Origin of the sequence: Streptomyces viridochromogenes DSM 40736, from assembly GCF_000158955.1 — a bacterium.
In the GTDB taxonomy this organism is placed as follows: domain Bacteria; phylum Actinomycetota; class Actinomycetes; order Streptomycetales; family Streptomycetaceae; genus Streptomyces; species Streptomyces venetus.
The window spans coordinates 969998-996327 of record NZ_GG657757.1; the positions used below are offsets into that span (position 1 = coordinate 969998).

The following is a 26330-nucleotide window of genomic DNA, read 5'->3' on the forward strand; positions in this document are numbered from 1 at the left end:
GCGGCCGTCGGGGGCCAGGCCCCGCTGGCGGGAGAACTCCACGAACATGCCCGGCGAGGACATCACCGCGGCGCCGCCGGCCAGGGCCAGGTTGGTCTCGCCGGACCGCAGGGAGCGGACGGCCAGGTGCAGGGCGGTGAGGGAGGAGGAGCAGGCGGTGTCCACGGTGACGGCGGGGCCGACGAGGCCGAGCTGGTAGGCGACGCGGCCCGACATGACGCTGGCGGTGGAGCCGGTCAGCACGTTGCCCTGCACGTTCCGCGGCGCGTCCTGCATGCGCGGTCCGTACTCCAGCGACGTGGCGCCCACGAAGACGCCGGTCCTGGTGCCGTGCAGCGAGGCGGGCAGGACACCAGCGCGTTCGACGGCCTCCCAGGCCGTCTCCAGCAGGAGCCGCTGCTGGGGGTCCATGGCGAGGGCCTCGCGCGGTGAGATGCCGAAGAAGGCGGCGTCGAACTCGCCTGCGTCGTGCAGGAATCCGCCGTGCCGGACGGAGCTGGTCCCCTGCCGGTCCGGGTCGGGGTCGTACAGCTCGCCGGGCCAGCCGCGGTCGTCCGGGAAGGCGGAGACGGCGTCGGTGCCCTCGGCGACCAGGCGCCACAGGCTCTCCGGTGAGGAGACTCCGCCCGGGTAGCGGCAGGCCATGCCGATGATGGCGATCGGCTCGCCGTCCTCGTCCACGGTGGCCGTGTCGGCGTTCTCCGCGCCGTCGCCGAGCAGTTCGGCCTCGATGAAGCCGGCCAGCCTGCGCGGCGTGGGGTGGTCGAAGAGGAGACTCGTGGGCAGGCGCAGTCCGGTCGCCCGGGCCAGCGCCGAGCGGAGTTCGGTGGTCATGAGGGAGCTGAAGCCCAGCTCCTGGAACGGGGTGAGCGCGTCGACGCGCTCTCCGTCCGTGTGGCCGAGGACGGCCGCGATGTGCTCGTCGACCAGTTCGCCGACGGCCTGCCTGCGGGCGGTGCCGGACAGTCCGGCCAGGCGTGCGCCCAGGGCGCCGCGCGGCCGGGCCGGGGCCTCCTCGTGCTGGGTGTCGTCCTCGTACGCGGCGGCGAGGTCCAGGCCTGCCTCGGGCGCGGCGGCCGTCCGGGCCGGTCCGTCGAGCCAGTACCGCCTGCGCTGGAAGGCGTAGGTGGGCAGGTCGACGCGCCGGGCGCCGGGCCCGCCGGACAGGGCGGCCCAGTCGACGTCAGCGCCCCGGGTGAAGGCGGTCGCGAGTGCGGTGAGCAGCGTCCGCGTCTCGCTCCGCTCGCGCCGCATGGTCCCGACGGCCACGACGGCGCCGGGGTCCTCGACGGTGTCCTCGGCGAGGGCGGACAGGACGCTGTCCGGTCCGGCCTCGACCAGCGTGGTGACGCCCTCGGCCTCCAGGCGGCGTACCGAGTCGGAGAAGCGGACGGCCTGGCGGATCTGGCGGGCCCAGTAGTCGGGCGAGGACAGTTCCTCGTCGGTGGCGAGGTCGCCGGTGACGTTGGAGACGACGGGGATGCGCGCCGGGTGGTAGGTCAGGCGCCGCGCGACCCGGCGGAACTCGTCGAGCACGCCGTCCATGTGCGGCGAGTGGAAGGCGTGGCTGACGGTGAGCCGCCTGGTCTTGCGGCCGCGCTCGCGCAGTCGCCGCGCGACCTCCTCCACGACGTCGGCGTCGCCCGATATCACGGTCGAGGTCGGCGAGTTGAAGGCCGCGATGGCGGCCTGCCCCTCCAGTCCGGCGAGTTCGGCCGCGACCTCCTCCTCGCCCGCCTGTACGGAGATCATGGCGCCGTCGTCGCGGGCCTCCTGCATGAGCCGGCCACGGGCCGCGACCAGCTGGGCCGCGTCCGCGAGGTCGAGGACGCCGGCGACGTGGGCGGCGGCGAGCTCGCCGACGGAGTGCCCGGCCACGTAGTCGGGCCGCACACCGAGGGATTCGAGCAGCCGGTACAGGGCGACCTCGACGGCGAACAGCGCGGGTTGGGCCCAGGCCGTCTCGTCCAGTCCGTCGCCGGTGGTGACGATCTGCGCGAGGGGGCGGCGCAGGTGCGGATCGAGGGCCGCGGCGACCTCGTCGAAGGCGGCCGCGTAGGCGGGGAACGCCTCGTAGAGCTCCTGCCCCATGCCGATCCGCTGGGCGCCCTGGCCGGTGAACAGGACGGCCGTGCGGCCGCCTTCGGCGGTCCCGGTGACCACGTCGGCCGCCGGGCGGCCCTCGGCGAGGGCGGCCGTGCCGTCGAGCAGGCCCGCCAGGTCGGGGGCGAGGACCACGGCCCGGTGCCGGAAGACCGTGCGGGACGTGGCCAGGGACCAGGCGACGTCCCGGGCGAACGGCCCCTTCGCGGCGACGTGGGTGCGCAGCCGCTCGGCCTGGGCGCGCAGCGCGGCGTCACCGGCGGCGGAGACGACCCAGGGCAGCACGCCGGGCGTGCCGGCGGGCGGCTCGTCCTCGGGGTCGTCGGCGTCCGCGGTGGCGGGGGCTTCGGCGAGCACGACGTGGCAGTTGGTGCCGCCCATGCCGAAGGAGCTGACGCCGGCCACCAGCGGGCGGTCCGGATGCGGCCACCGGGCCAGTTCGCGCTGCACGTCGAGCCGGAGGTCGGCCAGCGGGATCGCGGGGTTCGGCGTCTCGAAGTTTGAGGCTGGGAGGGAGCTTCCGGTGATGCAGGGCCAGGAGGGTCTTGATCAGCCCCGGCGATGCCCGCCGCGCCTTCCAGGTGGCCGATGTTGGTCTTGACCGACCCGACCCGCAGCGGCTCGTGCTCGGGGCGTCCCGCGCCGAGCACCGCGCCGAGCGCCGCGGCCTCGACGGGGTCGCCGACGGGGGTGCCGGTGCCGTGCAGTTCCACGTACTGCACGGCACCCGCGGCGATCTCCGCCCGCTGGTAGGCGGTGCGCAGGACCTCCTCCTGGGCGGCCCGGCTCGGCACGGTGAGTCCGTCCGTGGCTCCGTCGTTGTTGACCGCGCTGCCCCGGATGACACCGTAGACACGGTCGCCGTCGGCGACGGCCTGCCGCAGCGGCTTGAGGAGGACGACGCCGCCTCCCTCACCGGGCACGAAGCCGTTGGCACGGGCGTCGAAGGTGTAGGTGACACCGTCGGGCGACAGGGCCCCGAACCGCTGCTCGGTGACGGTGTTCTCGGCGAGGAGGTTGAGGTTGACGCCGGCGGCGATCGCGGTGGTGGACTCGCCGCTGCGCAGGCTCTCGCAGGCCAGGTGCACGGCGACCAGGGAGGAGGACTGGGCGGCGTCCACGGTCAGGCTCGGGCCGTGCAGTCCGAGGTGGTACGAGACGCGGTTGGCGATGACACCCCGGTTCACGCCGGTCATGGTGTGCTGGCCGATGGCGTCGGTGCCTCGCTGGTAGAGCAGGTTGGTGTAGTCGTCGCGGAGCGTGCCGACGAACACCGAGGTGCGTGTCGAGCGCAGGGAGGCGGGGAGGATGCCCGCGTCCTCGAGCGCTTCCCACACCAGTTCGAGAACGAGTCGCTGCTGGGGGTCCATGGCGGCGGCCTCACGCGGGGAGACCGCGAAGAAGGAGGCGTCGAAGCCGGCCACGTCGTCGAGGAATCCGCCGCGCCGGACGGCGGACGGTTCGCCGGCCCCCCATCGGTCCCGCGGCACGTCCGTGATCGCACTGGTGCCGCCGAGCAGCTCCCAGAAGGCGGCGGGGCCGTCCGCTCCCGGCAGCCGGCAGGCCAGTCCGACGACAGCGATCGGCTCGTTGTCCCCGGAGTGACGGTCGACCGCCGGAGCATGCTCATTCATCATGAACTTCCGCTGCCCTTCCATAAACAGAATTCCCATGGCACAAACCCGTTCGGCGCCTCGTGGCGCATGTCCCGCATTTCGTCGGGCCCGGCAGCACACGCATGTCGTGGCGGGAATGTGACGCGATCCCGATAAGTCGACCCTACGTGCGTGACGGAATCCCATTTCCAATGCCCGGCCACGGCCCGGTAATTGCCGGGGACCGGGCCGCGCGGCACGGTCGGCCCAACTGCCCCGGACAGCACGCTGCCCGGCCCGTGGACGAGCACGGGCCGGGCGGCGTGTCCGGGGCGGTGGGGGGGCCGTCGCCGGATCGGAGAGGAAACGGAGCGGGCGGACAGGCTCAGGAGGACGACAGGACCAGTCGTTCCCCGGCCTGCTCCCGGAGGATGACGCAGACGTCGGTGAGGGCCTCCTCCAGCCGTCCGATCTCCTCGTCGGTGAGCAGCACCGACGGCTCGAAGCGCAGCGTGTTGACGGCGCTCGCGGTGGGGAACGTCCGGATGGAGTGCCGGTTCAGCAGGTGACCCGCGATGACGTAGCCGAAGAGTCCGCCGGCGGCCGCCTCACGGATCGCCGGGTGTTCGGCCTCCGACTGGTCGTGGAACTCGAACCCGAGCATCAGGCCCCGGCCCCGGACGTCCTTGGCCACGTCCGGGAAGGCGGTGCGGACCTTCTCCAGCGTCGCCTGCAGCGCGGCGCCGCGTTCGGTGGCCTGCCGGTAGGCCCGGCCGCCGTCCCGCTCCAGCATCTCGAGGACCTTGAGCGCGAGGTAGCAGGAGAAGGCGTCCTTGGCGAAGGTCGAGCTGTGCACCAGCTCGAACTGCGCCCGGTAGCGGGTCTGGCGCACGAGCATCACCGACGCCTTGGCCAGGCCGCCGCCCAGGGACTTGGCGAGCGTGTAGTAGTCGCCGCGCAGGCCCGTCTGCGAACTGGCGAGGAGGGTGCCGGTGCGGCCGAGACCGCTCTGGATCTCGTCGATGATGAGCGGGCAGTCGGTGGCGTCGGCGAACTCCTGGATGATCCGGGCGTCCTCGTCGGAGAGCACCTGGATACCGCCCTCTCCCTGGATCGGCTCCAGCAGGAAGGCGCAGAAGACGGGGTGTTCGCGCTCCACGACGCGCACCTCCCCGTCCTCGACGGTGAGGCCGAGCAGGACGCCGCGCTCCTGAGCCAGCACCTCGTCGAGGGCCTCGGGCCTGCCCCGCGGCACGAACCTCGCCCGGACGCCCAGGGCGGCGAACGGAGCACGGTAGGCCTCGTTGTGGGTGAGCTGGACGCTGCCCATCAGCTTTCCGTGGAAGCCGCCCTCCAGCGCGAGGAACACCGGGGCCTGCGCGGCGCGTTCCCCGTTCCTGCGGGTGATCTCGTCGATCACCGGCGCCAGTGGGTCGTCGGCCGGGCGCTCGGTCGCCAGTTGCGCGTACACGGCGTCCGGGACGGTCGCGGAGCCGTCGTCCACGGCGGTGCGCGCCCGCTCCACCCCGGCCGCGAGCTCCTCCAGGGTCTCGCTCACGCGCAGCACGCGGTCGAGCTCGGCGTGCTTGACCGCCGCCTCGACGGCCTCCGCTCCGCTGTTGGCGAAGGTGGCGTAGTACGGCTCGTCGGTGCCGAGTTCCCGGTGGATGATCCGGTTGAGCTCGGCCGCGAGCCGGTTGGCGTAGGGGTGGAACGAGAACTGCGCGTGCACCGGCACGCCCCCGTCCACCAGTTCCCTGGCCCGGGCCACGATCTCGGGGTTGTTGTGGCCGAAGATCAGCGAACCGTATCCGCCGGCGTAGTCGAGTACGGGGGTCTCCTGCCCCTTCGCATCGAGGCGGTAGAGCGTGTTGCCCTCGCCCCGCACGTACTCGACATCGAGACCGGCCGAGGTCAACAGGCCGCGCAGATACGGCTCGGCGAGCTCGGTGACGGCCAATTCGGGATTCATGTCCAGCTCCTTTTCAGCGCGGAATGCGCGTGCACCGGCAGACCGTGCCGATATTCTCTTCCCGCCGTTCCAGCGGGCGGTCACGCGCCGACCATCCCGTGAATTCCGGAAATGATGGATGCCCGGTTACCCGCCGGTGAGTCCGGTCGCGGTGCGGGGCGTTTTTCAGGTGAGGGTCCGGACGTCCTCGTTACCGCTGGCCGACAGCAGCAGGCGCACGAGTTGCTCGTTGGTGACCCGCTCCGGACGGTCCAGGGTGACCGTCGTGGCGTGGCTCTTCCCCCCGGCCCAGCCGGGCCTGCGCAGCAGCAGTTCCGGGCCGGCCCCGACGACCACGCACAGGGGGCCCGACCCGGCCGTCTCCGCCAGTTCCTCCACGGCGTCGAGTACCACGTCAGGGGCGCGATGGAGGTCGTCGATGCACAGCACGAGCGGCTCCTGGCACGCCGCCTGCTGGAACAGCTGGGCCCAGGCGCTCATGGTCTCGGTGACGGGCGGCCCTCCGAAGCGGTCGTCCACGCCGATGCCGTCGGTGGTCACAAGCGGGCGGAGCCGGGAGACCAGCAGGGCGCAGGCCCGTTCGCTGGGGAAGAGCTTGCGGACCGTACGGGTCAGCGCGGCCGTCGCGTCCTCCCCGGGGGCCGCGTCGCAGTAGGCGGCCAGGATCTGGGCCGCCAGCCGGAGCCGGTGGCCGTCCTCGCCGGCCGCCGGGATCCGCCCCGTCAGGATGCGTGGCGCGTCGGCCTGCGCCGTCACCCAGCGTTCGAAGTCGCGCAGCAGCCGTGTCTTGCCGGTGCCCCGCTCCCCGAGCACGGTCACCAGATGGGGCACGCCCCGGTGCCGGGTGCGCCGTACCAGCCCGCGCAGGATGTCCTGTTCGTACATCTCGGCGCCGCCCTCCTCGGCGTGCCCCTCGTCACGGGCGCCCAGTGCCTCCCAGCTCCCGGAGGCGGGGTCCGGCAGCCGGTAGCGCACGGCGTGTTCGCTCGCCCGCCGGACGGAGTCGGTGACCCGCACCTGCCCGGCCGGCACGTCGGAGAGCTGCGCCTGGGATTCGTCCAGGACGCTGCCGATGACGGTGGGGGTGTCCTCGTGGCTGCGGTGGCGCAGCAGTACCTCTCCGGTGGTGACGGCACACTGCACGGCCAGCCGCGGTGCCTCGGGGTCGCCGTCGGCCGGGACGTCGAGGAGGTCGCGGATGGCGAGCGCCGCGAGGACGGCCTGCCGGGCGTCGTCGTCGCTCGGCCCGTCCAGTCCGAACACGGCCAGCGACATCGAGCCGATGGACGCCGTCACGGTGCCGCCGAAGCGTTCGACCTGCTCCGTGACCACGTGGCAGGCACTTTCCAGCAGGGCGTCGACGTCCTTGGGGGCCACGTCGGCGAGGGTCGGGGCGAGCCGGGCGCGTACGGACATCGCCGAGACCGTGCGGCGCGTGGAGTCGGTACGCCGCTCCGGTGCGGCCGGTTCGGACACCCGCTGCTGCGGCATGGTGATGCCCTGCGACGGGGGGACCCGGGTCTCGGGGGGCCTGCGCTCCGCCTGTTCCGGAGAGACGGCCGGCGACGGGGCGGCCGGGGGTGTGGCGGCCGACGGTGTGGTGGCCGACGGCACGGTGGAGCCGGCGCGGATCTCGGCCCGACCGGTGAAGGGGTCGGGCGTGCCGGGACGGGCGAGGGACAGGGCCGGGTCCTGGACGAGGATCGCCTGCTGGAGCTGCTGCAGTCCCCGGCCGGGCTCCAGGCCGAGACTCTCGACGAGCACGGCCCGGACGCGGCTGTAGACGTTGAGGGCGTCCGCCTGCCGTCCGCAGCGGTACAGGGCCAGCATGAGTTGCCCGCACGACCGTTCGCGCAGCGGTTCGGACTGCACCATCCGCTCCAGCTCGGCGAGGACCGAGTGGTGGTTGCCGCAGGCGAGCTGGGCGTCGAAGTAGTCCTCCATGACGTCGAGCCTGGTGTTCTCGATCGTGGCCAGTTCGGGCCACTGGATGCCGCCCTCCACCAGGTCCGCGAGGGCCGGCCCGCGCCACAGCGCGAGGGCGTCGCGCAGGAGCGCGGAGGCTGGCTCCGCCGCGCCGCGCGCCAGTTGCTCCCTGCCCTGCCCGACCCACTTGTGGAACAGCTGGAGGTCCACCCGTTCGGGGTCCACCCGCATCATGTAGCCGGGCGGCTGGGTGAGCAGGGCGGCGGCGCCCGGGTCACCCCCGGCCCGCCCGGCGGACAGGATGTTGCGCAGGCCGTAGACCGCGTTCTGAAGAATCTTGCGTGCCGTGGCGGGGACGTCGTCATAGCCCCACAGCGCGTTCATGAGGTGGCTGGTGGCCACTACCTTGTTCGTCTGGAGCAGGAGAAAACCGAGGGTGGCGCGCTGCTTGGTGCCACCGAGGGGCACCTGCTCGCCATGGTCGACAACTTCTATCGGACCCAGCATTCGGAACTGCATGACTCGCCCAACTCCATCCCCGTAATGGCGGGATACACGAGCGGCACGCGGAGTGGTCGATCCACGGCAACCGCCCGGATCCGTCAAGATCCGTCACCATCGTGCAGGGCCGTGGTCCAAGATCACACAAATCTCGGGCACATGCCGCCGTCCCGTGCCACGCCGTTGTGGGCGGGAGCCCCGTCGGGGTTCACGAAGGTCACCGCCTGTTCGTGTACCGGTGAGAAAACGCCCGGCGGTACCGGCGTTCACCTTCTGCGTGGTAGGCGGCTACGCGCGTCGCAACCACCGATGTGCCCCGTCCCGGACCAGTACGTCGGAGGTCCGTGACGCCCGGGGTGGTCAGCCGAAACAGGCGACGGCGGTCGGACGCAGCCTCGGGACGGACGACAGGTGCCGCCGCGACGTCTCCGGTGCCTCCGGGCGGAACGGCCCGGGCCACTCCTCGTTCCCGGAGGAGCTGAGGATCTCGGCCTGGAGCCGCCGCAGATCCGCCGAGGGTTCCAGGCCGAGCTCCTTCTGGAGGATGCCGTAGAGCGTGTGGTACGCCTGGAGAGCCTCACTCCTGCGTCCCGCTCGGTGCAGCGCCGAGATGAGCTGCCCGTGGAACCACTCGTGCAGGGGGAACTCCTCCACGAGAGCGCGCAGATCGGGCAGCAGCTCGCGCTGTCTGCCCAGCCCGCTCTCGATCTCGATGCGCAGTTCGAGGGCGTTGATCCGCAGTTCCTCGACGCGTGCGATACGGCCGGCGAGCACGGTGCCGACCGGCACGCCGCTCAGGACCGGGCCGCGCCACAGGGCGAGGGCACGGTTCACCTGGTGGGCGGCCCCCTCCAACCGCCCGCTCCGGGACTCGGTGCGTGCCTGTCTCAGATACTGTTCGAAACTGCTGACGTCGACCTCGTCGTCGTTGACCCGGAGCTCGTATCCGGGCGCTCTGGCCACCAGCAGATTCCGGTCGGCGGCCGTGACTCTCTCCTCCTGGAACATGCGGCGCGCATGGTAGACGTGTGTCTGCAGTGTCTTGGCCGCGCTGCGTGGAGGGTTCTGCCCCCACAGTTCCTGGATCAGCAGGGTGGTGGGCACGGCCTCGCGCGGCTGGAGCGCGAGGACCGCCAGCATCCGGGCTATCTTCGGCGCGTTGGGCGCGTGTTCCCTGCCGTCGTCGGTGATGACTTGGAGCGGGCCGATCAGGTTCAACCGCACTGCGCATACTCCTGTTCCGGGTGTTCGAGCTCGTGGTGCGTCGTTCACCGGGGTCGTGCCGTGGTGGGCGACGTTCGTGGACGTGGTGGCGCGCCGGGCACCCTGTCACGCGGCCTGGCAGGCAGCCGCGGCACAGGAGGACGGCTCGGCGGCGAGCACGGTGGCGAAGTGGGCGATCGAGGCGAGCGTGACGTGGCGGTGCCAGCCGGAGAAGGAGCGCCCGCCGAAGTCCCGCAACCCGACGCGGTCGCCGATGTCCACGGCGTCCCGCGCCACGAGGTCGCTCAGCCGCGTCAGCCGCAGCAGCGCGGACACGGAGACACCGGTGGTGTTGGTCAGCCACAAACGGTTCGCGCCCCGGTCCGACGCGGACCACTCCCCGATGAGGCGCAGACCTCTGAGCGCGCCGCCGTGCGGGGAGGCGGGTGCCTCCACGGGGATCACCGAGGCCACGGGCCGGTCCGGCTCCGGGCCGACCGGAGCGCGCATCCGGCCGAGGTGGGCGACCAGCTCTCCCGCGGCGCGCTCACGCGCGCCGTAGGCGGGCAGGACCGACCTGTCGACGCTCAGCCCGGTTCCCGGATCGGTGCGGATGACGAACTGGTGTCCCGCTTCCCCCAGGTGGCGGGCGATCGCCACGGCGTCCGCCCCCTCCGCGTCGACGATCACCGGCCTGCTCGGCACTCCGGCGGCCTGCGTCGCTTGAGCCATCGCCTCGCGGACGCATTCCTCGAGGCAGTCCGCCCGTACGTCGTCGGGAACGCGAGCCCTGCGACGGAGGGACTCCTCACGCCATCGCCGCGGCAGAACGAGTTGCCACTCGACCGGCACGGCGGCCCGCTCCGAGGCCAGCCATACCCCCACCGCCTGCTGGCCGTTGACGGCACGTTTGAGGTGCGGGACGTACTGAAGGTCCACGCCGATCGAGTGCGCTCCGGCCTTGGGGATCGCGGTGGGCCGGACGACCCAGGCGTCGTGTCCGAGTAACAGCCGTGCCTGCCGGGCCAACGCGTGGCGGACCGGTGTCCACTCCCACAAGGACTCGCTGATGAAGTGGTGCATGCTCTGCTGTGCCGCGGGCCCGCCGAGGTGCGCCGCGATGTGCCCCAGCGTCTTGCGGCCGGGCGTTTCGAGTAACCCCTTCACGTACTGTTCAGCCTTCTGCCGCTGGCCACTGCGGCGCAGCGAGGCGAAGAGCTCCGACTCGGCCTCCGGAACGAGGCCCTCAGGGCACTGGACAGTGCCTCCCTGTGACAACTGACGCTGCCCTGCACCTGCTTCCATCGACATCCCCCCTGGCGACGCGCCCTCTACTCGTCGCCAAAAATAAACCAATCGATCGGTTTTTTTAAGCGCCCGAGGTTGGCCACTGCCCCATACCCCGCCCCCGACATGCACGGACACCTGCCCTCACGGGAGGTAAACCGTCAACTCGCGCCTATAACCGCTTGGTTCGGACTATGCCGCCCTCTGCAACCATACCAACCGTTCGATTTTTTAACCGTGGAGCACGCATCCATCGGCGGGGCGCGCCGGAGGAAGACGCGCAGTGGGCGCGCCGGCCGGGGATCGGCCGACGCGCCCACGTGTCGGAACGTGCGGAGGGTGAGGCGCAACATGCCGCCCCCGGTCAGGTCAGACCGCGACCGCCTGGTTCCGCCTGCCGTCCAGGCCCAGGGCGGAGGTGACCACCCGGGCCACCTCCTTCGCCTTGACGTCGAGGTAGAAGTGACCGCCCTCGAACACCTCCAGGTCGGTGCGGGCCGTGGTGAACTCCTTCCACCCCGCCGCCGCGGTGACCGGCACCACCGGGTCCGTGTCCCCGATCAGCACCGTGAAGGGGACGTCCAGGGCGGGGCGCGGCGTCCAGACGTACGAACCGAGAGCCCGGTAGTCGGCCCTGAGGGTCGGCATGACCATGGCCAGAACGTCCGGGTCGTCGAAGACGGCGTTGGCCGTACCGCCCAGTTTGCGGACCATGGCCAGGACATCGGCGTCGGTACGCAGTCGGTCGTGCGCGTACGGCACCGTCGAGGGAGCTCCACGACCGGACAGGAACAGCCGTTCCGGCCCCGGCTCTCCCCGCTCGGCCAGGCGCAGGGCGACCTCGTGCGCGATGATCGCCCCCATGCTGTGCCCGAAGAAGGCGTACGGGCCCGCCACTTCCCGCCGCACCTCGTCCGCGAGGGCGTCCGCGAGGAGCCCGATGCCGGTGAACGGTTCCTCGTGACGACGGTCCTGACGGCCGGGGTACTGCACCGCCACGACCTCGATCCCTGGCGTGACCTCGCGCGACAGCCTGAGGAACGCGCTCGCGCCGCCTCCCGCGTGCGGGAAGCAGACCAGTCTCAGCGCGCCTTGGGTCGTCGAAGCCCCCTGGGAGTCGGGGACGAACCTGCGGAACCACTCACCACTCATGTCGCTCCTCCACTAGGCGCCCCGGCGGTTCCCTCGAACCGCTTCGGGGCGGGGACGTCGCCATGATGGGACCGGGCGGTCAAAGCTCGCCCAAACATCCGCTGCCTCCGGGTCCGTCCGCAAGGGCGCCCGTGACGGGCGGAGATCAGGCGATTACCGCCCAGTGACAGCGTGTTACCCGCCCGCACCTGCTCGACGGTTACGGTCGGCCGCGCACCGTTCCGACGGTGAAGAGCAGGCACACGAGCGATGCCAGGAGGCGCCATGTCCCCGCATGAACCCGATTTCGACTCCGTACTGGAGGCGGTGCGAGAGATCGTGCCGAGGCTCCGGGAGAACGGACTGGAGGCCGAGGACCGGCGCTGGATCCCGGACGAGAACGTCGAACTCCTGGAGAAGGCCGGCGTCTTCCGGATCGCCGTGCCGCGCAGGTTCGGCGGGCTTGACCTGTCACTGCCGCAGCAGTACGCGATCCTCTCCGAGATCGCGCGGGGATGCGCCTCGACCGGCTGGGTGGCGGTGGCCTGGGTGTCCACCGCCTGGCTGGCCACGCTGTACCCGGACGTGACGCAGGAGGAGATCTTCGCCACGGGTCAGGTCCGCATCTCCGGCGCCTTCACCGCGGGCAGCAGCACGCTGGTCCCCACCGAGGGCGGCTACCTCCTCAACGGCACGTGGCGGTTCAACACGGGGTGCCGCGGGGCGGAATGGGACCTGGTCGCCGCCACGGTGGAGCTGCCCGACGGCACCTTCGACGAGGCGTACGCCCTCGTGCCGATGTCGGAGCTGTCGATCGCGGACGACTGGCATGTGTCCGCCACGATCGGCACCGGCAGCTCGACGACGACCGCGCGTGACGTTTTCGTGCCCGCGCACCGGCTGGTCACCGTTGGCGAGGCGCTCACCGGGACGGCCGAGGGCCGCTCCAACTCCGGTGCCACCGGCCGCGACTACGGGCTGCTCAGCATGGTCATCTCCGAGTCGGTGGCGATCTACCTCGGCGCCGCGAAGGGTGCCTACGAGACGTTCGTCGCGGGCCTGGGCCGGCCCATCGCCTACACCACCTGGGAGGACCAGCGCGAGCACCCGCTCACGCAGCACCAGGTGGCCGTCGCCGAGAACCGGATCGCCGCCGCAGAGGCGCTGTTCGAGAAGCAGCTGACGCTGCTTCAGGAGCGTGCCGACGTCGGGGAGCCGCTGACCGACACGGAGAAGGCGACGGTGCGCGGCCGGGCCGGACACGCGATCCAGCTCGTGAACGAGGCGGTCGAGGCGCTCAACTCGGTGAGTTCCGCCTCCTCCCTGGCCCGCAAGGGACACTTCCGGCGGTACCGCCGCGACATCGAGGCGCTGACCCTGCACGGTCTGATGAATCCGAACATGAGCCTGGAGGTGCACGGCAGGGTCCTGGTGGGTCTCGACCCCGGGACGCCCTACATCTAGTCCGCCAACGCATCCGGCCAGTCCTCGACCGGACTCCGCCGACTGGGCCCCGTACCGGCTTGCCGCACGCCGGTACGGGGCCCAGTGCCGTGCCGACGCGCCGCAGACCGTACAGGGTGCGGCGACACGCCGGGCCGCTTTGCCTTCTTTGCTGGTGTCGCCGACGACTCGCCTTCCGTACCGTCACACCCCGCCCCACCAGGGCCTTTTCGGGCCGCGGGGCACCCTTGACAGTTCGCTCCAGCAGTCTTTGACGCAGCCTTTGACATTCCTTGTAAAAAGAACCGATGGATCGGTATGTTCATGCGAGTCGAGCGCGAGTTCGACGATGGCTAAGCCGACCACTGAGTCATCACCTGGGGGTTCCGTGTCCAAAACCACCGCACGCCCGCGCAGAACGGGGCGCCACCATGCTGACGCCCCGCCCGGCAACGACAGGCACGAACGGGTGCCCAAGGAGCTCGTCCACCTGAGAGACGCAGAGCGCGTACTGATCACCGACTGGAGGGGGAACGGCACCGACACGTTCTTACTGCGTGCCCAGTGGCCCGCGCACACCGGCTCCTGGCCGTACGACCCCCGTCTCCTCACCCAGACCATCCGGCAGAGCGGACTGACCGTCGCGCACGCCGAGTACCAGGTGCCGCTCACGCACCAGACGACGCTCCGCGAGTTCCGCTACACGGTCGACCCGGATTTCCGTGTGCACCCGGGCGAGGCCCCGGTCTTCGAGGTGGAGGTCTCGATACCGAGGCATGAACGAACCGGCCGGGCGGCACGCACGTTACCGATGGACATGCGGATCTTCCGCGAGGGAGTCCTGGTGGCCGGCGCACAGTCGGACTTCGGCTGGATATCCCCGCCCGCGTACCGGCGGCTGCGCGGTGAGCGCGTCACCGTCGACTGGGGGAACTGGCCTCTGCCCGAGCCGCTCGACCCGGCATCCGTCGGCCGCGCCGCGGCCTCGGACGTCGTGCTCTGCCCGACCGGCGAACCCCTGCGCTGGCTCCTGCGCAACGACATCGCCAACACCCATCTCCTGGACCATCCCGTGGACCACGTACCCGGCCTCGGTCTGATCGAAGCGGCGGTCCAGACCGCGCAGGCCACCGTCCGGAACGGCGTCTTCCATCCCACGGCGGTCGACACCGAGTTCGAGCGCTACGTCGAGTTCGACCTGGACTGCCTGGTCGAGGCCGAGCCACTGGAGAAGGGCCCGGACACGGTGGTCGTCCGGGTCACCGGAACACAGGCCGGCCGCACCGCCTTCCGCAGCGAGCTCACCGGCACCATCCGGTGACCACCCGGTTCCGCGCCCCTGCTCCGTCGATGTAGAACATACTCGCCGATCTGTTTTCGTTTCGGTGAGGCCTGCCGAAACACCGTCAACCGCGCGCCACCCCGGCCCACGGCCACCCACGGTCGAGCCCGGCACCCGGAAGGGTGCCGGGCTCGACCGGTCTCCGGTCCGTCGCCGTAAAGGAAGTCATGGGACGACCCTAGGCTGCCGGTGTTCTTCGCCCGCCCATTGCGGGGTAACCGCTTTCGGACCGGCGATCCGGGCCGAGGTACGGGTCCGTTCAAGGAGGTCCCCTCAGGGAACGAGGACCACCTTGCCCGTCGTGCGCCGCGCCAGCAGGTCCTCGTGCGCGCGCCGCGCCTCGGCCAGCGGGTAGCCGGCACCCGTGACGGGCTTCAGGCGCCCTTCGGTGACCAGGCCGAACAGTTCCTTCAGCGGACCGTTCGTCGCACCGGGCGCCGCCAGCGCGTGCCGCAGACGGAAACCGACGACCGACACACCGAGTTGGTGGAGCAGTGCGGGATCGACCGGTGGGAAGCCCTCACGGGAGGCGTTGCCGTAGGTGACCAGTCGGCCGAAGGGGGCGAGCGAGTGCAGCGCCGGGCCGAAGAGAGGACCGCCGCCCGCGTCCAGGATGACGTCGGCCTTCCGCTCCAGCGGATACTCGACCACCGCGTCCGCGCCGAGCCGCAGAGCCAACTCCGCCTTGGCCGGGGACGAGACCTGGGCGAGCACCCGGCCCGCGCCGAACTCCCTGGCCAACTGGACGGCGAGACTGCCGACCCCGCCCGCCGCGGCGTGCACGACGACGGTCTCGCCCTCCCGCAGCCGGGCCGCCGTCCGCAGCAGATGCCAGGCGGTGAGCCCCTGCATCAGCAGCGCCAACGCCTCGGCCGCCGGCACCTCTTCGGGAATTTCGAGGACCGCGGTCTGTCTGGCGACCACTTGCTGGGCGTACCCTCCGGTCACCCGGGCCAGCACCCGTCGTCCGTCGGGGGTGCGTCCGACGACCTCACTGCCCGGGACCAAGGGAAAGCTGCCGGCCATCGGATACGAACCGTCAGTCTGGTGTGTGTCGGCGAAATTGACGCCGGCCGCCTCCACCGCGATGAGAACCTCGTCCGGTCCCGGGACCGGAGGAGGAAGCTCGACGGGGGTGAGGACCTCGGGACCACCAAAACAATCGAACTGGATAGCGAGCATAAGGCATGGTATTCTCCCCGCCCTTTGAGATCCAATGCGCAACAGACCACGAAGGCCGCCCCGGTCTCGCGCTTGTGGCCGAGTCAGCCCGAAGAAGAAACCTTACGTTCGGTTTGTTAACGTGACCCTGTGTGTGCGTCGGTGTGCACTGGGCTCACCATTCATCACCCCCGGAGCTGCAAGGATGGCCAAGCAGGACCGTGCGGTACGCACGAGGCAGGAGCTGATCTGTTCGGCGGCCGAGGTCTTCGACCGACGAGGATTCATGTCCGCGTCGCTCGCGGACATCAGCACCGGGGCCGGCGTGAGTACAGGCGCGCTCAACTTTCACTTCAGCAGCAAGAAGGAGCTGGGGGAGACCGTACAGGCGGCGGCCGAGGAGAGCCTGCGGTACATCACGACCGCCTGCACCGAAGCGCGGCCCTCGCCCCTGCAGACCCTGATCGACGCCACCCACGTCCTGGCGACGCAGTTCGGGGAGAACGTGGTGCTGCGCGCCGGGCTCGGCCTCGACAACGACGCGGCCTGGGACGGCGGCGCCGAGCTCTGGCTCAAGTGGCGCAGCTGGGTGCGGGGGATGCTGACCATCGCCGAGTACGAAGGGAACCTGGCCGACGGGGTACTGCCGGACGACGCCTGTTCCACCATCATGGCGATCGTCATGGGCATCGAGTCCCTCGGACGCAAGGACGCCGCCCTGTGCTCCCGGTGTGTGGTGACACGGTTCTGGACGATGGTGCTCCCCAGCCTCGCCTCGGAGGAGACGCGGACCGAGATCGACGCCGCAGGCTCCGAGGTCCTGGCGCGCTGGGACGAACACAAGCGGACCGGGGACGACGTTGCGGGGCCCCTGACGGTGGCCCGGTGTGACACCTGCGTCGACGAGCGGTTGCCGGATTCGCACAGGCGGTAGCCGGGACACTACGCTGAACCCCTTAACATACCGATCCGTTGGTCCTTTCGCTTTGAAGGAGACCCTGGGGAACAAGGAGCCACGTGGCGAAGCAGGACCGGGCCGTCCGGACGCGCCGGATCTTCCTGGAGGCGGCGGCCGAGGTCTTCAACGAGTACGGTTACGAGGCCGCCTCCATCTCCGTGATCCTGGAACGTGCCCAACTCACCCGGGGCGCGCTGTACTTCCACTTCACGTCGAAGGAGGCGCTCGCACAGGGCGTGCTCGAAGAGGCGGTGACCACGCAGGGATTCACCCCCCAGACCTACAAGGTGCAGGACTGGATCGACCTCGCGCTGCTCCTCGCCCACCGCCTCCCCCGCGAGCCCCTGCTGAGCGCGTCGATCCGGCTCTCCGTCGACCCCAAGGCCCGGTCGCTGTTCGGTACCCGCTGGCCCGACTGGATCCAGCTGAGTCTGGACCTGCTCGTCGCCGCGAAGGAGCGGGGCGAACTCCAGCCGCACGCCGACCCCGCCACGATCGCCCGGCTGTTCGTCGGGGCGTGGACCGGTGTCCATCTGGTGAGCAGCTCCCTGCCGCAGGAGGCCGACCTGGTGGCCGAGGTCACGGAGCTCTTCGCTCTCGTCCTGCCCAGCATCACCGTCCCCGGGGTGCTGGCGAAGCTGGACATCTCGCCCCACCGCCCCGAGCGACTGCTGGCCGAATCGTCCGCGGGCCAGGTCGCGTCAGGCACTCCGTGAGGACCGCCGGTCGGTGAGGCCCATCGCCTCGCCACCCACCCGCATCCGGCGACTGCGCCCCGTCTCCCCTCCGGATGCGGGGCGTTGTCGCGCGGCGGACAATGGAAAGGGCAAGGGGGATCGACGTCAGGAGCACCCGACATGGGCCGGGAGCACGACGAACACCAGAAGCGAGACGGGCGGGCGGCGCGTCACGACATCCGTCTCCCCGGGTTCGTCCGAGAGGACGAGATCGGCCTCGGCGACCTGGTGGGCAGGGCGACGAGCGCCGTGGGCGTACGCCCGTGCGGCGGCTGTGCCCGCCGAGCCCGGCGGATGAACGAATGGGTCACCCTCTCCAAGCGGCGCCGCTGACGCACGCGGCCGAGCCGATGGGACACCGGGAGCCACTCATGAGCGACGACACCACGCCGGAGGCGGCGGCTCCGCCGCCGGTCGCCGGCACGCCGCACGAGCACCCCCTTCCGTACGTCTTCGCCATCGGGCAGATCCGCGCCCGGTTCCGCGACCCCGGGGTCGAGAAGGAGTTCGCCCAGATGGTGGGGGCGACGGACACCCAGGGGCTGACGACGGACGAGGTCCTGCGAGAGGTGCTCGCCCGGCCCGAGAACCGCTATCTGGCCCGGCAGATGCAGTACGTCCTCACGATCCAGGGCGTGGACACGTATGACGTCGTGCCGCATTACGCGGAGGACTACACCAAGCTGATCGAGGCCGTCCGGCCCGCTCCCACCCCGCTCGATCTCGATGTGGTGGTCGGGGTGCGCGACCCCCTCGGGGCCGCCGGCTCCTGCGGAGGGATCGCCCTGCCGGTCCTGGAGTTCTACCAGGCCTACTCCTTCGACCGCCCGTCGCTGTACAACGCGATCGAGAAGCCGGACGGCATGCCGGCCGAACGCTTCCGGGCGACCGCCGACGAAGTGCTGACCAAGATCCTCCAGATCACGGAGAACGTGGGCGCCACGCCCGAGGACCGCGCCGCGAACTTCGTGGCCTGCCGGTACGAGGCCGTGTATCTGAAGACCTTCGAGGCGTTCGCAGACGACTACGCGCTGACCTCGATCAAGGTCCGCCCGGCGGCGGTCGGTGGCGACCAGGGCGTCATGAACTTCACCGTGACCTACACCAGCCGCACCACCGACCTCACGGAGAAGTACTCCGTACTGGTCTCCACCCGGTACATGAACCCCTATCTGCTGACCCGTCTCGGGCCGAGCCTCTGAGGTGAGGTGATCGCGGTGACCATTCCCGGATTCACCGCCCAATCGAGTGTGGCTACCGGTTACGGCGTCTTCCCCGCTCAGGTCGACTACGCAACCTGCTCGTTCGAGTGCGGACACGAGTGCACCCAGACGTGCAAGAACTCCTGGGACCGGCCCCAGTGCATGGAGAAGTGCCGGAAACGCTGCATGAAGGTCTGCCTCTGCGTTCCGTGGTGCACCACGAGGAGGTACTGCGACGACTTCGGAACGACCGTGGAGGTCGAGACCTGCGAGGACTGCGAGGGGAACACGACGACATCGCAACCGGTGCGGGTCAAGCCCACGTGCGACTGACCGGCACCCCGGGGCCGGGCCGTCTGTCCGCCCTCACCACACGCACCACCGGACGCCCCGATGTCGTGGTCGGCGTGGTCGACGGAGCCGTCGACCCCGGCCACCCGGATCTGGCGCTCCAGCCCGTACGGTTCGTCGGCGCCCCGGTCCCCGCACGGGACCCGGGCGTTTCCCCGGGTCATGGGACGCTTGTCGTCTCGTCGCTCGCTGCCCGGCCCACCGCCCCCACGCCCGGTATCTGTCCGGGCTGTTCCTTCGTCGTACGTCCCGTTCCCGGAGTCGACGTGCCGCCCGCCGCGCCCGCCGACCTGGCCGACGCTCTGGCGGATGTCGTCGCCGCCGGGGCCCGGGTGGTCAATCTGAGTCTGGCGCTCGAACGCCTCACGGTGGCGGGCTCCGAGGACGACCCCGGTATCGACGCGCTGCTCGATGCCGTCGAACTGGCACACCGCCACGGGGTTCTCGTGGTCGCCGCGGCCGGCAACGACGGCGGACTCGGCGGCCCCCCGCTCGTCCGCCACCCCTGGGTGCTCCCGGTGGTCGCGTGTGACGACGGTGGCCGGCCTCTGCCCACGTCGACGCTGGGCCGGGCGATCGGCCGCCACGGTCTGACAGCGCCGGCACGCCCCCGCGGGCTGTCCGGTACCAGTGCCGCCGCCCCCGTCGTCACGGGGGCCGTGGCGCTGCTGTGGTCCCTCTTCCCCGGCGCCCGCGCCGAAGCGGTACGGGACGCGGTGACCAGGCCCCGGCCCTCGGCGCGCCGTACGTCCGTGGTCCCCCCGCTGCTCGACGCGGCGTACGCGTACGACGTGCTGCGCGACCTGTCGGTATCGGCGTAACCCCTCGAAGAACAGGGTCAGATGGGGATCGTGTCGAGATACGAGATCCGGCGGGTCGTCCGGCCCGGCTCCGGGCTGTCGGGGAGGACGTCGTACTCCCGCACCACCACGCGCATCGGCCGGGATCCCACGGCGGCCGGAAGCGCGACGTCCCGGGTCCACACCCCGATCGGGCCGGACACCGACTCGCGGTTCATCGGCACGGGCGGCGCGGTGTCGAGGTCCAGCCAGCCGGCGTCATCGGGCACCAGCGGGCTGCGGAACTGCACGCACACGGTGAACTCGGACGTCAGGCCGTCCAGTCCGCGTGGCGGCTCCGGTGCGACGACCGACACCTTCACCGGCGAACCCGCGGCCGTCCCGCCGACGACGATCTTCGTGCGCCGGTAGGCGGGGAGCTGGACCCAGCCGGCGTCCACCACGGGGGACGCCCGCAGGTCCTCGGGGGCCGTCAGCGAGTCGGGCTGGAGCCGGACCACCATCAGATGGACGAAGGGCTGGTAGAGGGTGTTGCCCCTGAACCGTACGTCCGCGTACCACAGGCGCCGCTGCTGGTCGTAGTCGACGGGGAAGCCGAGGGCGTGGCCCTGGTCGAGGTGTACGTCGACCGCGTGCTCGTCCAGGTTCGCGGGCGTGGGGTACGCCATGACGGGCGCGTCCCCCTTCTCCCGGACCGGGTCACGGCCCCAGGCGGTGGCCCATTTCTGTACCGACGGGTCGATCGAGGTAGTGGCGTCGACGACCCGGATCCCGAGGAGTTCGCCCTCCCCGGTGAGATACCAGGGCCGCTTGAGATGGACCCGGACCGTGCCCTCGTTACGGATGCTGGTGGTGGTGTTGCCCGCGGTGGTCCGCTGCCAGGCGAAGGCGGGCACCACCGAGTGCACCACGGGCGCCGGAGGCCGTACGGTCGACGGCACGTGGAGCGTGACCGGCGGCCCGGTGCGGGTGACGGGGGGCACGACGTACGAGACCTCCACCGACGCGCCGTTCGCGATCGCCCCGTCGGCGATCCGGCTGACCTCGCCCTTGTCGTCGTCCACGGTCACATCCGCACCGACGCGGTAGGTCACCCCGGGCGCGGCCGGGGTGTTGTCGGCGTTGAGCGCCGGGACGGCGGCCCGCACGACGACCGTGCCCGGGACGAAGGCCCGGGCGACCTGCGCGGGCGTGGTTCCGTTGAGGACGACCGTACGACGCTGGGTGAAGTACGGCACGAAGCGCGACGCGCCGACGGGTGTGTAGGTGATGACCCGGTGGCGGGTGTCGCCGGGGTCGTGGCGGCTCCGGAACGGCATGCTCTTCAGCGCGGGGCCGCCGGGGGCGCCGAGGGAGTCGGTCTCCGGGCGGAGCACGGCCGACGCCGCGGACTTCACCAGTCGGTCGCCGGTCAGGTCCGAGTACTCGGTCCACGACGCCTGGGTGTGCACGGTGAGGGTGGAGGCACCGTGGACGGCCATCGCGGCCTCGTCGAGGGCGTACACGGTCTGTGCGGGCTCCCGCAGGACGCGTGGGCCCGTGAAGGCCGGCGGGGTGACCGGGCAGCGGACCGCGTGGACCATCGTCAGCCCGGTCGTCGGGGTGAGCTGTCCGATCCGGCCCGCGAGGACGGCCCGGAGGGCGGCTTCGTGGTCGGCGGCGGACAGGGCGGGTATCTCGTCGACCGGCTCGCTGGTCCCGGCGGGCCCGAACTGTTCGGGTGCGGTGTTCGCCGCGTCCGCGAGGAGTTCGTGGACATCGGATTCGGCGCCTTCGGTACGGGCAGTGGTGGCCGGTCCGGTCCGGGTGTCGTCACCGGTGCCTTTCCCGGAGTCCCGGCCGTCGTCCGAGTCGCCGTCCGGCTCCCGGGCCGCCCTCACCCGCTCGGTGTACCACCGCCACTGCCCCAGCAGGTCCTCGTCGCCCGGCGCCAGCATCGAGCTGAGCACGGCGGGGAAGGACGCGGCCGGGTGCAGCTTCACGCGGATCGTCCGGGTGGCGGGATCGGCGACGGCCGTGGACTGGGTGCTCCCCATCGACCCGGCCTCGACGACCAGGCGCATCGGCAGCCGTTGGTACCAGCCGGAGCCCCCGGCGGGCCAGGTGGTGAGCAGTTCGGGGGTGCCCGGGACGCCGCGCAGGGCCGCTCCCCGGCACAGCGGGTCGGGCAGCCACGGCAGTTCGATGGTGTCGGCGTCCTTGTACGGACTGCCGCCCGCGCTCGGGTCCGGGGTGCCGGTGATCCGCCCACCGTCGTACTTCGTCAGCAGGGCATGGACGGCCGGGTCGGGCCGGTGTCCGGCCGCGAGGTCGAGCACCCCGTGCCGTTCCGCCAGTTCCACGGAGGCCTTGGGCGCGAGGAGATGCCGCTCGCAGGTGGGCCCGGCGACGGGGGCGGCGGGGTCGGCGTTGTCGGTCCGGACGACGAGGTCGACCGGGGATTCGCCCGCGGTGACGGGACGCCGGAGCACCATGACGGGCGCGGGCACCGGCTCGTAGCGGGAGAACCTCAGGGGAACGGTGGCCGGTTCGCCCGCTGTGGGGGTGGTGGTGAACGGGGTGCTGCGGCCCGCGAGATCGACCAGACGGGCACGGAAGCGGTAGGTGCGGCCGAAGCGGAGGGCCGGCAGGGTGTTGTCGGGGCAGTCGACGACGGCGGCGAAGGGCAGGGCGGGGGTCGTCTGAGGGCCGGGGTCGGTCACGTGGCCGTCGACGCCGACGGTCCTGCCACGGGGTTCGACGACCAGGCTCCAGTTGTTCCAGCGGAGGACGGCCTGGGTGAGGCGCCCCTTGTCGTTGCCGTCCGCGTCGGCGCCGCGGGAGACGGCGTCGGTGACACAGCCCTCGTCCTTGATCGGCAAGGTGCCGTAGTGGTCGACGGTGTACTTCCCTTCCCGGCGGCAGAGGGGGTACCAGCGGTTCGAGCCCGCGTCGTGGACGTCCACCCGGATGCCCTGCTGGACGGTGGAGGCGTCCAGGGTCTTCGCGTCGCCCTCGCCGCCGTTCCTGAGGTCCTTGTCGATGTCGGCGACGACGTCGAGGAGGTTCTGGAAGGTGACCTGGCGGTTCGCCTCGGCGACGAAGATGCCGGCGGAGCGCAGCGCGGGGGGCTTGATCTCGGGTGGGGCTTCGTCGCGGGGCAGGGACCTCAGGGCCTGGGCGTAGTTCTGGAGGGCGAGTCCGCCCGCGTCGAGGTCGACGTCGATCGGGGTGTAGACGCCGCTGTCGTTCAGCGGCAGGAAGAGGGAGCCCGGGGTGCCGTCGGGGCGGGCGAGGGTGAGTTTCCCGTTGCGGGCGAAACACCGGGTCCGCGGCCGGTAGTTCTGGATGAACTGGAGCTGGTGCGGAAGGGCCTGGATGGTGACCTGCCCGTTCAGGTCCGTGGGGAGGGAGACGGTGAGGCGGCGGACCAGCCCGAGGGGGACCATCAGCGTCGGGTGGTCGGCGAGCGCGGCGAGCAGGGCGTGGAATTCGTGCGGGCTGGGTGTGCCGGGGCCCGTGCGGGTGAGCCCGCGGGTCGTGGGCGCCATCGGGCTGTGGAACTCCGCGAGCCGGGCCCAGCCTTCGGCGTCGCGTGCGTCGTCGTCCTCGACGGCTCCGGTACGCAGCAGTTCACGGCGGAGCGCCTCGTTGTCGGGGTCGGAGCGGTCGGGGGCGCCGACACGCCGGACGAGCCGTTGGACCGTCTCCCGGCCCGGGGCGTCCCGGGGCCCGTCGGAGGACCCGTGCGGATACGCCTCGGGTTCCCGGACGGCGGCGTCGACGGCACCGGCGAGGAAGCGGGTGTAGACGTCGGAGAGGGCCGCGGCCACACGTGCGGCGGGATAGGACTCGATGGCGTCCGTCATCGTGTGCTGGGCGAAGACGAAGGGCTCGACGAGCAGCGACCCGGGGAAGAGCGCCTGCCAGAGCGCGGGGTCCGGCGGGTCGTCGACGAGGGTGGCGACGGGGGTGATGGAGGTGTTGTCCGCCTTCTTGACGATCACCGTCAGGGGTTGGAAGCCGAGGGTGGGGAAGGCGGCGATCTGGGTGTAGTGCGAGAGGGGGAGGACGGCGGTGCCGGGTGGACTGCCCTCGTCGTTCGAGAGCCGGATGCTGAGGACGAGGGACAGCTGAGTCGTCCCGGTCGCGGTCTGAGGGGCCGCCGGGTCGGGCAGCAGCGTCCACACCAGGGTCTGCTTGATCATGACGTGTCCTCCAGGGCGGCGAAGGCGGCGCACCTGTTGCTCCACGCGTTCTGGGTGGGGAAGGCATCGCTGTACGAGGGGTCTCCCCCGCCACCGAACCGACGCTCCATCGGCAGGCTGACGGACTGCGAGAAGAAGGCGACGCGTACGCGGACGGTCACCACGGCACGGCCGACGATCTCCTTGCGGGTCAGGCCGCTCGGATTCGGCGGATCCTTGAGGACGTCGGTCGTCTCCAGGGAGAGGTAGAACTCGACGGAGACGCTGATGATGCCGAGGATGTCGAGAGCGCCGACCGCCCGCAGGAAGCCCTTCAGCAGGCTCGCGCCGTGGTCCAGCTTCAGATACACCCCGGCGGTGATGGAGACCGAGCCGCTGGCGACGCCCAGGTCGAGGGCGGCGGCCGCGCCGAACTCCAGTTGGGCTTCCAGGACGGTGACCTCGCCGGATTCGACGGTGAGGGAGAGGGATCCGCCGCCGCCGAGGAGGGAGACGGTGACGAGGAAGGGGTGGTCACGGGAGGAGATGGCGAAGGTGGTGCGGACGGCCGTGCCGTCGAACGGGAGCCGGACGCTGATGGACAAAACCAGGTTCTGGAGCAGGAACACCCCGGCGCCCACGGTCGGTACGGCGAGTCCGTAGCCGACCTCGACTCCCTTGAGGTCCGCGTTGACGCGGGGCCCGCCGGCGGGCGTCGGCAGGTATTCGCGGAGCTTGTCGAGGAAGCGGAGGTCTCCGTCGAAGCCGACGTTGCCGATCTTGACGTCGAGGTCGGGGCTGGTGCCCGGTTTGCCGGTGAAGGCCACCCGCCGGAACTCGATGGAGAGGATGCTCGCGAAGCCGAGCTTGAAGTCCCGGAGTTCGCCGCGGACCTCGGCGGTCGGCGGGGAGCCGTCGAACCGGGCGAGGCTGGTGGACCTGATGTCGAGGCTGTCGGGCCGGGTCGTCGTCAACGGTGCGATGGTGGTGACCTTGACCCTGGGGCGCCAGATCATCTCGGTCCGGACGGCGGTCGGCGGCTTGGTGGTCCCTTGCGCGTGTTCGACGGTGGTGACGATCTTCGGGGTGCTGGTGCCGTCGCCCGTGCCGACGGGCCCGGGCTCGACCAGCTTCGTCAGATCGATCACCCCGAGCAGCCGGGTGGGCAGATCGCCGGCGCCCGCGGGTGGTTTGAAGTACGCGCCCGGGTCGAACTGTCCGGCGGCGACGGTGTCCAGTTTCCCGCCGACGAGACCGGTGGCGGCGGAGAGCCCGCTCACCGGCAGCCCGAGGGCGGCGACGGCGCCGGAGGCGGCGGGCGGGGGTGCGAAGTCGGCGGCTTTCGGCAAGCTCGCGTAGACCTGGCGGGCGGCGGCGAGGCCGCCGGTCACGTACTTGTCGTACAGCTTGAGCTGGTGGACGGTGCCCGTGACGGCGGGCGGCGCGGCGGCGCTGACCCCGGTACCGGCGGGCGGGGACGCGAGGGCGTCCAGGGCCGGGATCCGGGCGCCGACGGAGAGCAGCCGGGGGTGTGCGGCGAGCCGTCCCGCGGCCATGAGCTGGGCGGAGGTGGCCTGCGACGGTTCGGCTCCGACCCGCAGTTCGGCGAGGTCGACCGTGGTTTTCTCGTCGGTCGTGCCGCTGTCGGGGGCGAGTTCGAGACGGCCGGTGGCGGGCAGCGGGAGGTTCCTGGTGACGTTCTCGTACGTGACGAGGGGGCCGCCCAGGCCTCCGTAGGCGAAGTCGCCCCGGATGAAGACCAGGGGGGCGGTGAAGTGGACGCGGTGGCCGAGCCGGTCGTCTGCGCTGAGGGCGAAGGGCAGCGCCGTGTCGGGCGCGTCGGCGCGGTGTACCCAGTAGCCGACCCGTTCGAGCGGTGTCCCGACGGAGATCTCGGTGTCGATCGGCTGGTCGACCCGGACCCGGACGAAGGGGAAGGCCCGGCCACCGTTGGGGAGGGAGGCGACGCCTTCGTAGGTGATCTCGGGCTTCAGCAGGGTCAGCCGGACCGACTGGACGAGTCCGTAGTCGAGCCGTCGCTCGGTGCGGGTGGTGACCTGGACGGGGAATCCGAACGGCAGCAGGAAGCCGCGTTCGTCGACCTGGACGACGATGTCACGGCCGCCTGCCGAGCGGTGGCGGTAGCCGGTGATGCCGAGCGCCGGGAGGTCCTTCCAGTCCCCGGCGAGGTCCGTGTTGGCGCCGAGCGCGGACAGCACGACCCTGTTGGCGGTCACCGGCCGGGCGCCGGCGGCGTGGTGGATCTGCTGTCGGTGGGGCGCGGAGAGCGAGCTGGTGAAGGGTTGCCAGCCTCGGGGGGACGCGACCCCCACCAGGCCCACCGGGCCGTCCTCGTACAGGGGCGCGGACGCGGGGGCGATCCGGGTGTGCCAGATGGCGGTGGCCCCGGAGCTGCCCGTGACGGGGGCGGTCACGTGCCGCCACACCAGGT

At 71.4% G+C, this 26330-nt stretch carries 16 protein-coding genes and 1 pseudogene; 7 read left to right on the top strand and 10 right to left on the bottom strand.

Translation table 11 applies throughout. The annotated features are described in order from the left end of the window. From SSQG_RS42085 to SSQG_RS04315, 7 genes and pseudogenes are all read right to left on the bottom strand, one after another. Positions 1–2553 (bottom strand): beta-ketoacyl synthase N-terminal-like domain-containing protein (locus tag SSQG_RS42085; RefSeq protein WP_039931920.1); only part of this gene is annotated, 2553 nt, incomplete at its 3' end. A 164-nt stretch (positions 2554–2717) separates the two neighbouring features. Beyond that, positions 2718–3905, bottom strand: a pseudogene (locus SSQG_RS43635) (polyketide synthase); the annotation flags it as partial. A gap of 178 nt (positions 3906–4083) precedes the next feature. Continuing rightward, positions 4084–5670: an aspartate aminotransferase family protein gene (locus SSQG_RS04295; RefSeq protein WP_039931922.1), complete on the bottom strand. Its 1587-nt coding sequence runs from the start codon at positions 5668–5670 to the stop codon at positions 4084–4086. 165 nt (positions 5671–5835) lie between these two features. Then, the gene (locus SSQG_RS38815) at positions 5836–8115 is read right to left on the bottom strand and encodes a BTAD domain-containing putative transcriptional regulator (RefSeq protein WP_003988484.1); all 2280 of its coding nucleotides are present in this window, start codon (positions 8113–8115) and stop codon (positions 5836–5838) included. A 342-nt stretch (positions 8116–8457) separates the two neighbouring features. Continuing rightward, on the bottom strand, positions 8458–9321 hold the full coding sequence (locus SSQG_RS04305) for an AfsR/SARP family transcriptional regulator (protein ID WP_003988486.1): 864 nt from the start codon (positions 9319–9321) through the stop codon (positions 8458–8460). A 105-nt stretch (positions 9322–9426) separates the two neighbouring features. Beyond that, the gene (locus tag SSQG_RS04310) at positions 9427–10605 is read right to left on the bottom strand and encodes an IS701 family transposase (RefSeq protein WP_003988487.1); all 1179 of its coding nucleotides are present in this window, start codon (positions 10603–10605) and stop codon (positions 9427–9429) included. Between the two features lie 351 nt (positions 10606–10956). After that, a complete protein-coding gene (locus tag SSQG_RS04315; protein WP_003988488.1) occupies positions 10957–11739 on the bottom strand; it encodes a thioesterase II family protein in 783 nt (260 codons plus the stop codon). Positions 11740–12003: 264 nt separating this feature from the next. Here SSQG_RS04315 and SSQG_RS04320 point away from each other — a divergent pair, with 264 nt between their 5' ends. Both SSQG_RS04320 and SSQG_RS04325 read left to right on the top strand, forming a co-directional pair. Beyond that, positions 12004–13182, top strand: a complete 1179-nt coding sequence (locus SSQG_RS04320; RefSeq protein WP_039931923.1) for an acyl-CoA dehydrogenase family protein — start codon at positions 12004–12006, stop codon at positions 13180–13182. A 448-nt stretch (positions 13183–13630) separates the two neighbouring features. Beyond that, positions 13631–14482, top strand: a complete 852-nt coding sequence (locus SSQG_RS04325) for a ScbA/BarX family gamma-butyrolactone biosynthesis protein (RefSeq protein WP_039931924.1) — start codon at positions 13631–13633, stop codon at positions 14480–14482. Between the two features lie 294 nt (positions 14483–14776). On the opposite strand, the gene SSQG_RS04330 is transcribed toward SSQG_RS04325, so the two are convergent. Further along, a complete protein-coding gene (locus tag SSQG_RS04330) occupies positions 14777–15685 on the bottom strand; it encodes a quinone oxidoreductase family protein (RefSeq protein ID WP_003988491.1) in 909 nt (302 codons plus the stop codon). Between the two features lie 184 nt (positions 15686–15869). Here SSQG_RS04330 and SSQG_RS04335 point away from each other — a divergent pair, with 184 nt between their 5' ends. From SSQG_RS04335 to SSQG_RS04360, 5 genes are all read left to right on the top strand, one after another. Continuing rightward, the gene (locus SSQG_RS04335) at positions 15870–16598 is read left to right on the top strand and encodes a ScbR family autoregulator-binding transcription factor (protein WP_003988492.1); all 729 of its coding nucleotides are present in this window, start codon (positions 15870–15872) and stop codon (positions 16596–16598) included. An 83-nt stretch (positions 16599–16681) separates the two neighbouring features. Beyond that, on the top strand, positions 16682–17338 hold the full coding sequence (locus SSQG_RS04340; protein ID WP_003988493.1) for a ScbR family autoregulator-binding transcription factor: 657 nt from the start codon (positions 16682–16684) through the stop codon (positions 17336–17338). A gap of 141 nt (positions 17339–17479) precedes the next feature. Beyond that, positions 17480–17692: a hypothetical protein gene (locus SSQG_RS04345; RefSeq protein ID WP_039931925.1), complete on the top strand. Its 213-nt coding sequence runs from the start codon at positions 17480–17482 to the stop codon at positions 17690–17692. 38 nt (positions 17693–17730) lie between these two features. Then, positions 17731–18561, top strand: a complete 831-nt coding sequence (locus tag SSQG_RS04350; RefSeq protein WP_039931926.1) for a hypothetical protein — start codon at positions 17731–17733, stop codon at positions 18559–18561. A 323-nt stretch (positions 18562–18884) separates the two neighbouring features. Beyond that, positions 18885–19733 (top strand): S8 family serine peptidase, encoded by an 849-nt coding sequence (locus tag SSQG_RS04360; protein ID WP_106434142.1) that lies wholly within the window; start codon positions 18885–18887, stop codon positions 19731–19733. A gap of 17 nt (positions 19734–19750) precedes the next feature. Here SSQG_RS04360 and SSQG_RS04365 read toward each other — a convergent pair whose 3' ends face one another. Together SSQG_RS04365 and SSQG_RS04370 are read right to left on the bottom strand one after the other, a co-directional pair. Further along, entirely contained in the window at positions 19751–23899 is a 4149-nt protein-coding gene (locus SSQG_RS04365) for a hypothetical protein (RefSeq protein ID WP_052310229.1), read from the bottom strand. Then, a partial coding sequence (locus tag SSQG_RS04370; RefSeq protein WP_244299050.1) for a hypothetical protein occupies positions 23896–26330 on the bottom strand: 2435 nt, incomplete at its 5' end. The genes SSQG_RS04365 and SSQG_RS04370, both read right to left, overlap by 4 nt.

Bases quoted from the DNA above. Each gene is read 5' to 3' on its own strand.
- SSQG_RS04295 (WP_039931922.1), bottom strand. From the start codon at position 5,670: ATGAATCCCGAATTGGCCGTCACCGAGCTCGCCGAGCCGTATCTGCGC.
- SSQG_RS38815 (WP_003988484.1), bottom strand. From the start codon at position 8,115: ATGCAGTTCCGAATGCTGGGTCCGATAGAAGTTGTCGACCATGGCGAG.
- SSQG_RS04310 (WP_003988487.1), bottom strand. From the start codon at position 10,605: ATGGAAGCAGGTGCAGGGCAGCGTCAGTTGTCACAGGGAGGCACTGTC.
- SSQG_RS04315 (WP_003988488.1), bottom strand. From the start codon at position 11,739: ATGAGTGGTGAGTGGTTCCGCAGGTTCGTCCCCGACTCCCAGGGGGCT.
- SSQG_RS04320 (WP_039931923.1), top strand. From the start codon at position 12,004: ATGTCCCCGCATGAACCCGATTTCGACTCCGTACTGGAGGCGGTGCGA.
- SSQG_RS04330 (WP_003988491.1), bottom strand. From the start codon at position 15,685: ATGCTCGCTATCCAGTTCGATTGTTTTGGTGGTCCCGAGGTCCTCACC.
- SSQG_RS04335 (WP_003988492.1), top strand. From the start codon at position 15,870: ATGGCCAAGCAGGACCGTGCGGTACGCACGAGGCAGGAGCTGATCTGT.
- SSQG_RS04345 (WP_039931925.1), top strand. From the start codon at position 17,480: ATGGGCCGGGAGCACGACGAACACCAGAAGCGAGACGGGCGGGCGGCG.
- SSQG_RS04350 (WP_039931926.1), top strand. From the start codon at position 17,731: ATGAGCGACGACACCACGCCGGAGGCGGCGGCTCCGCCGCCGGTCGCC.
- SSQG_RS04365 (WP_052310229.1), bottom strand. From the start codon at position 23,899: ATGATCAAGCAGACCCTGGTGTGGACGCTGCTGCCCGACCCGGCGGCC.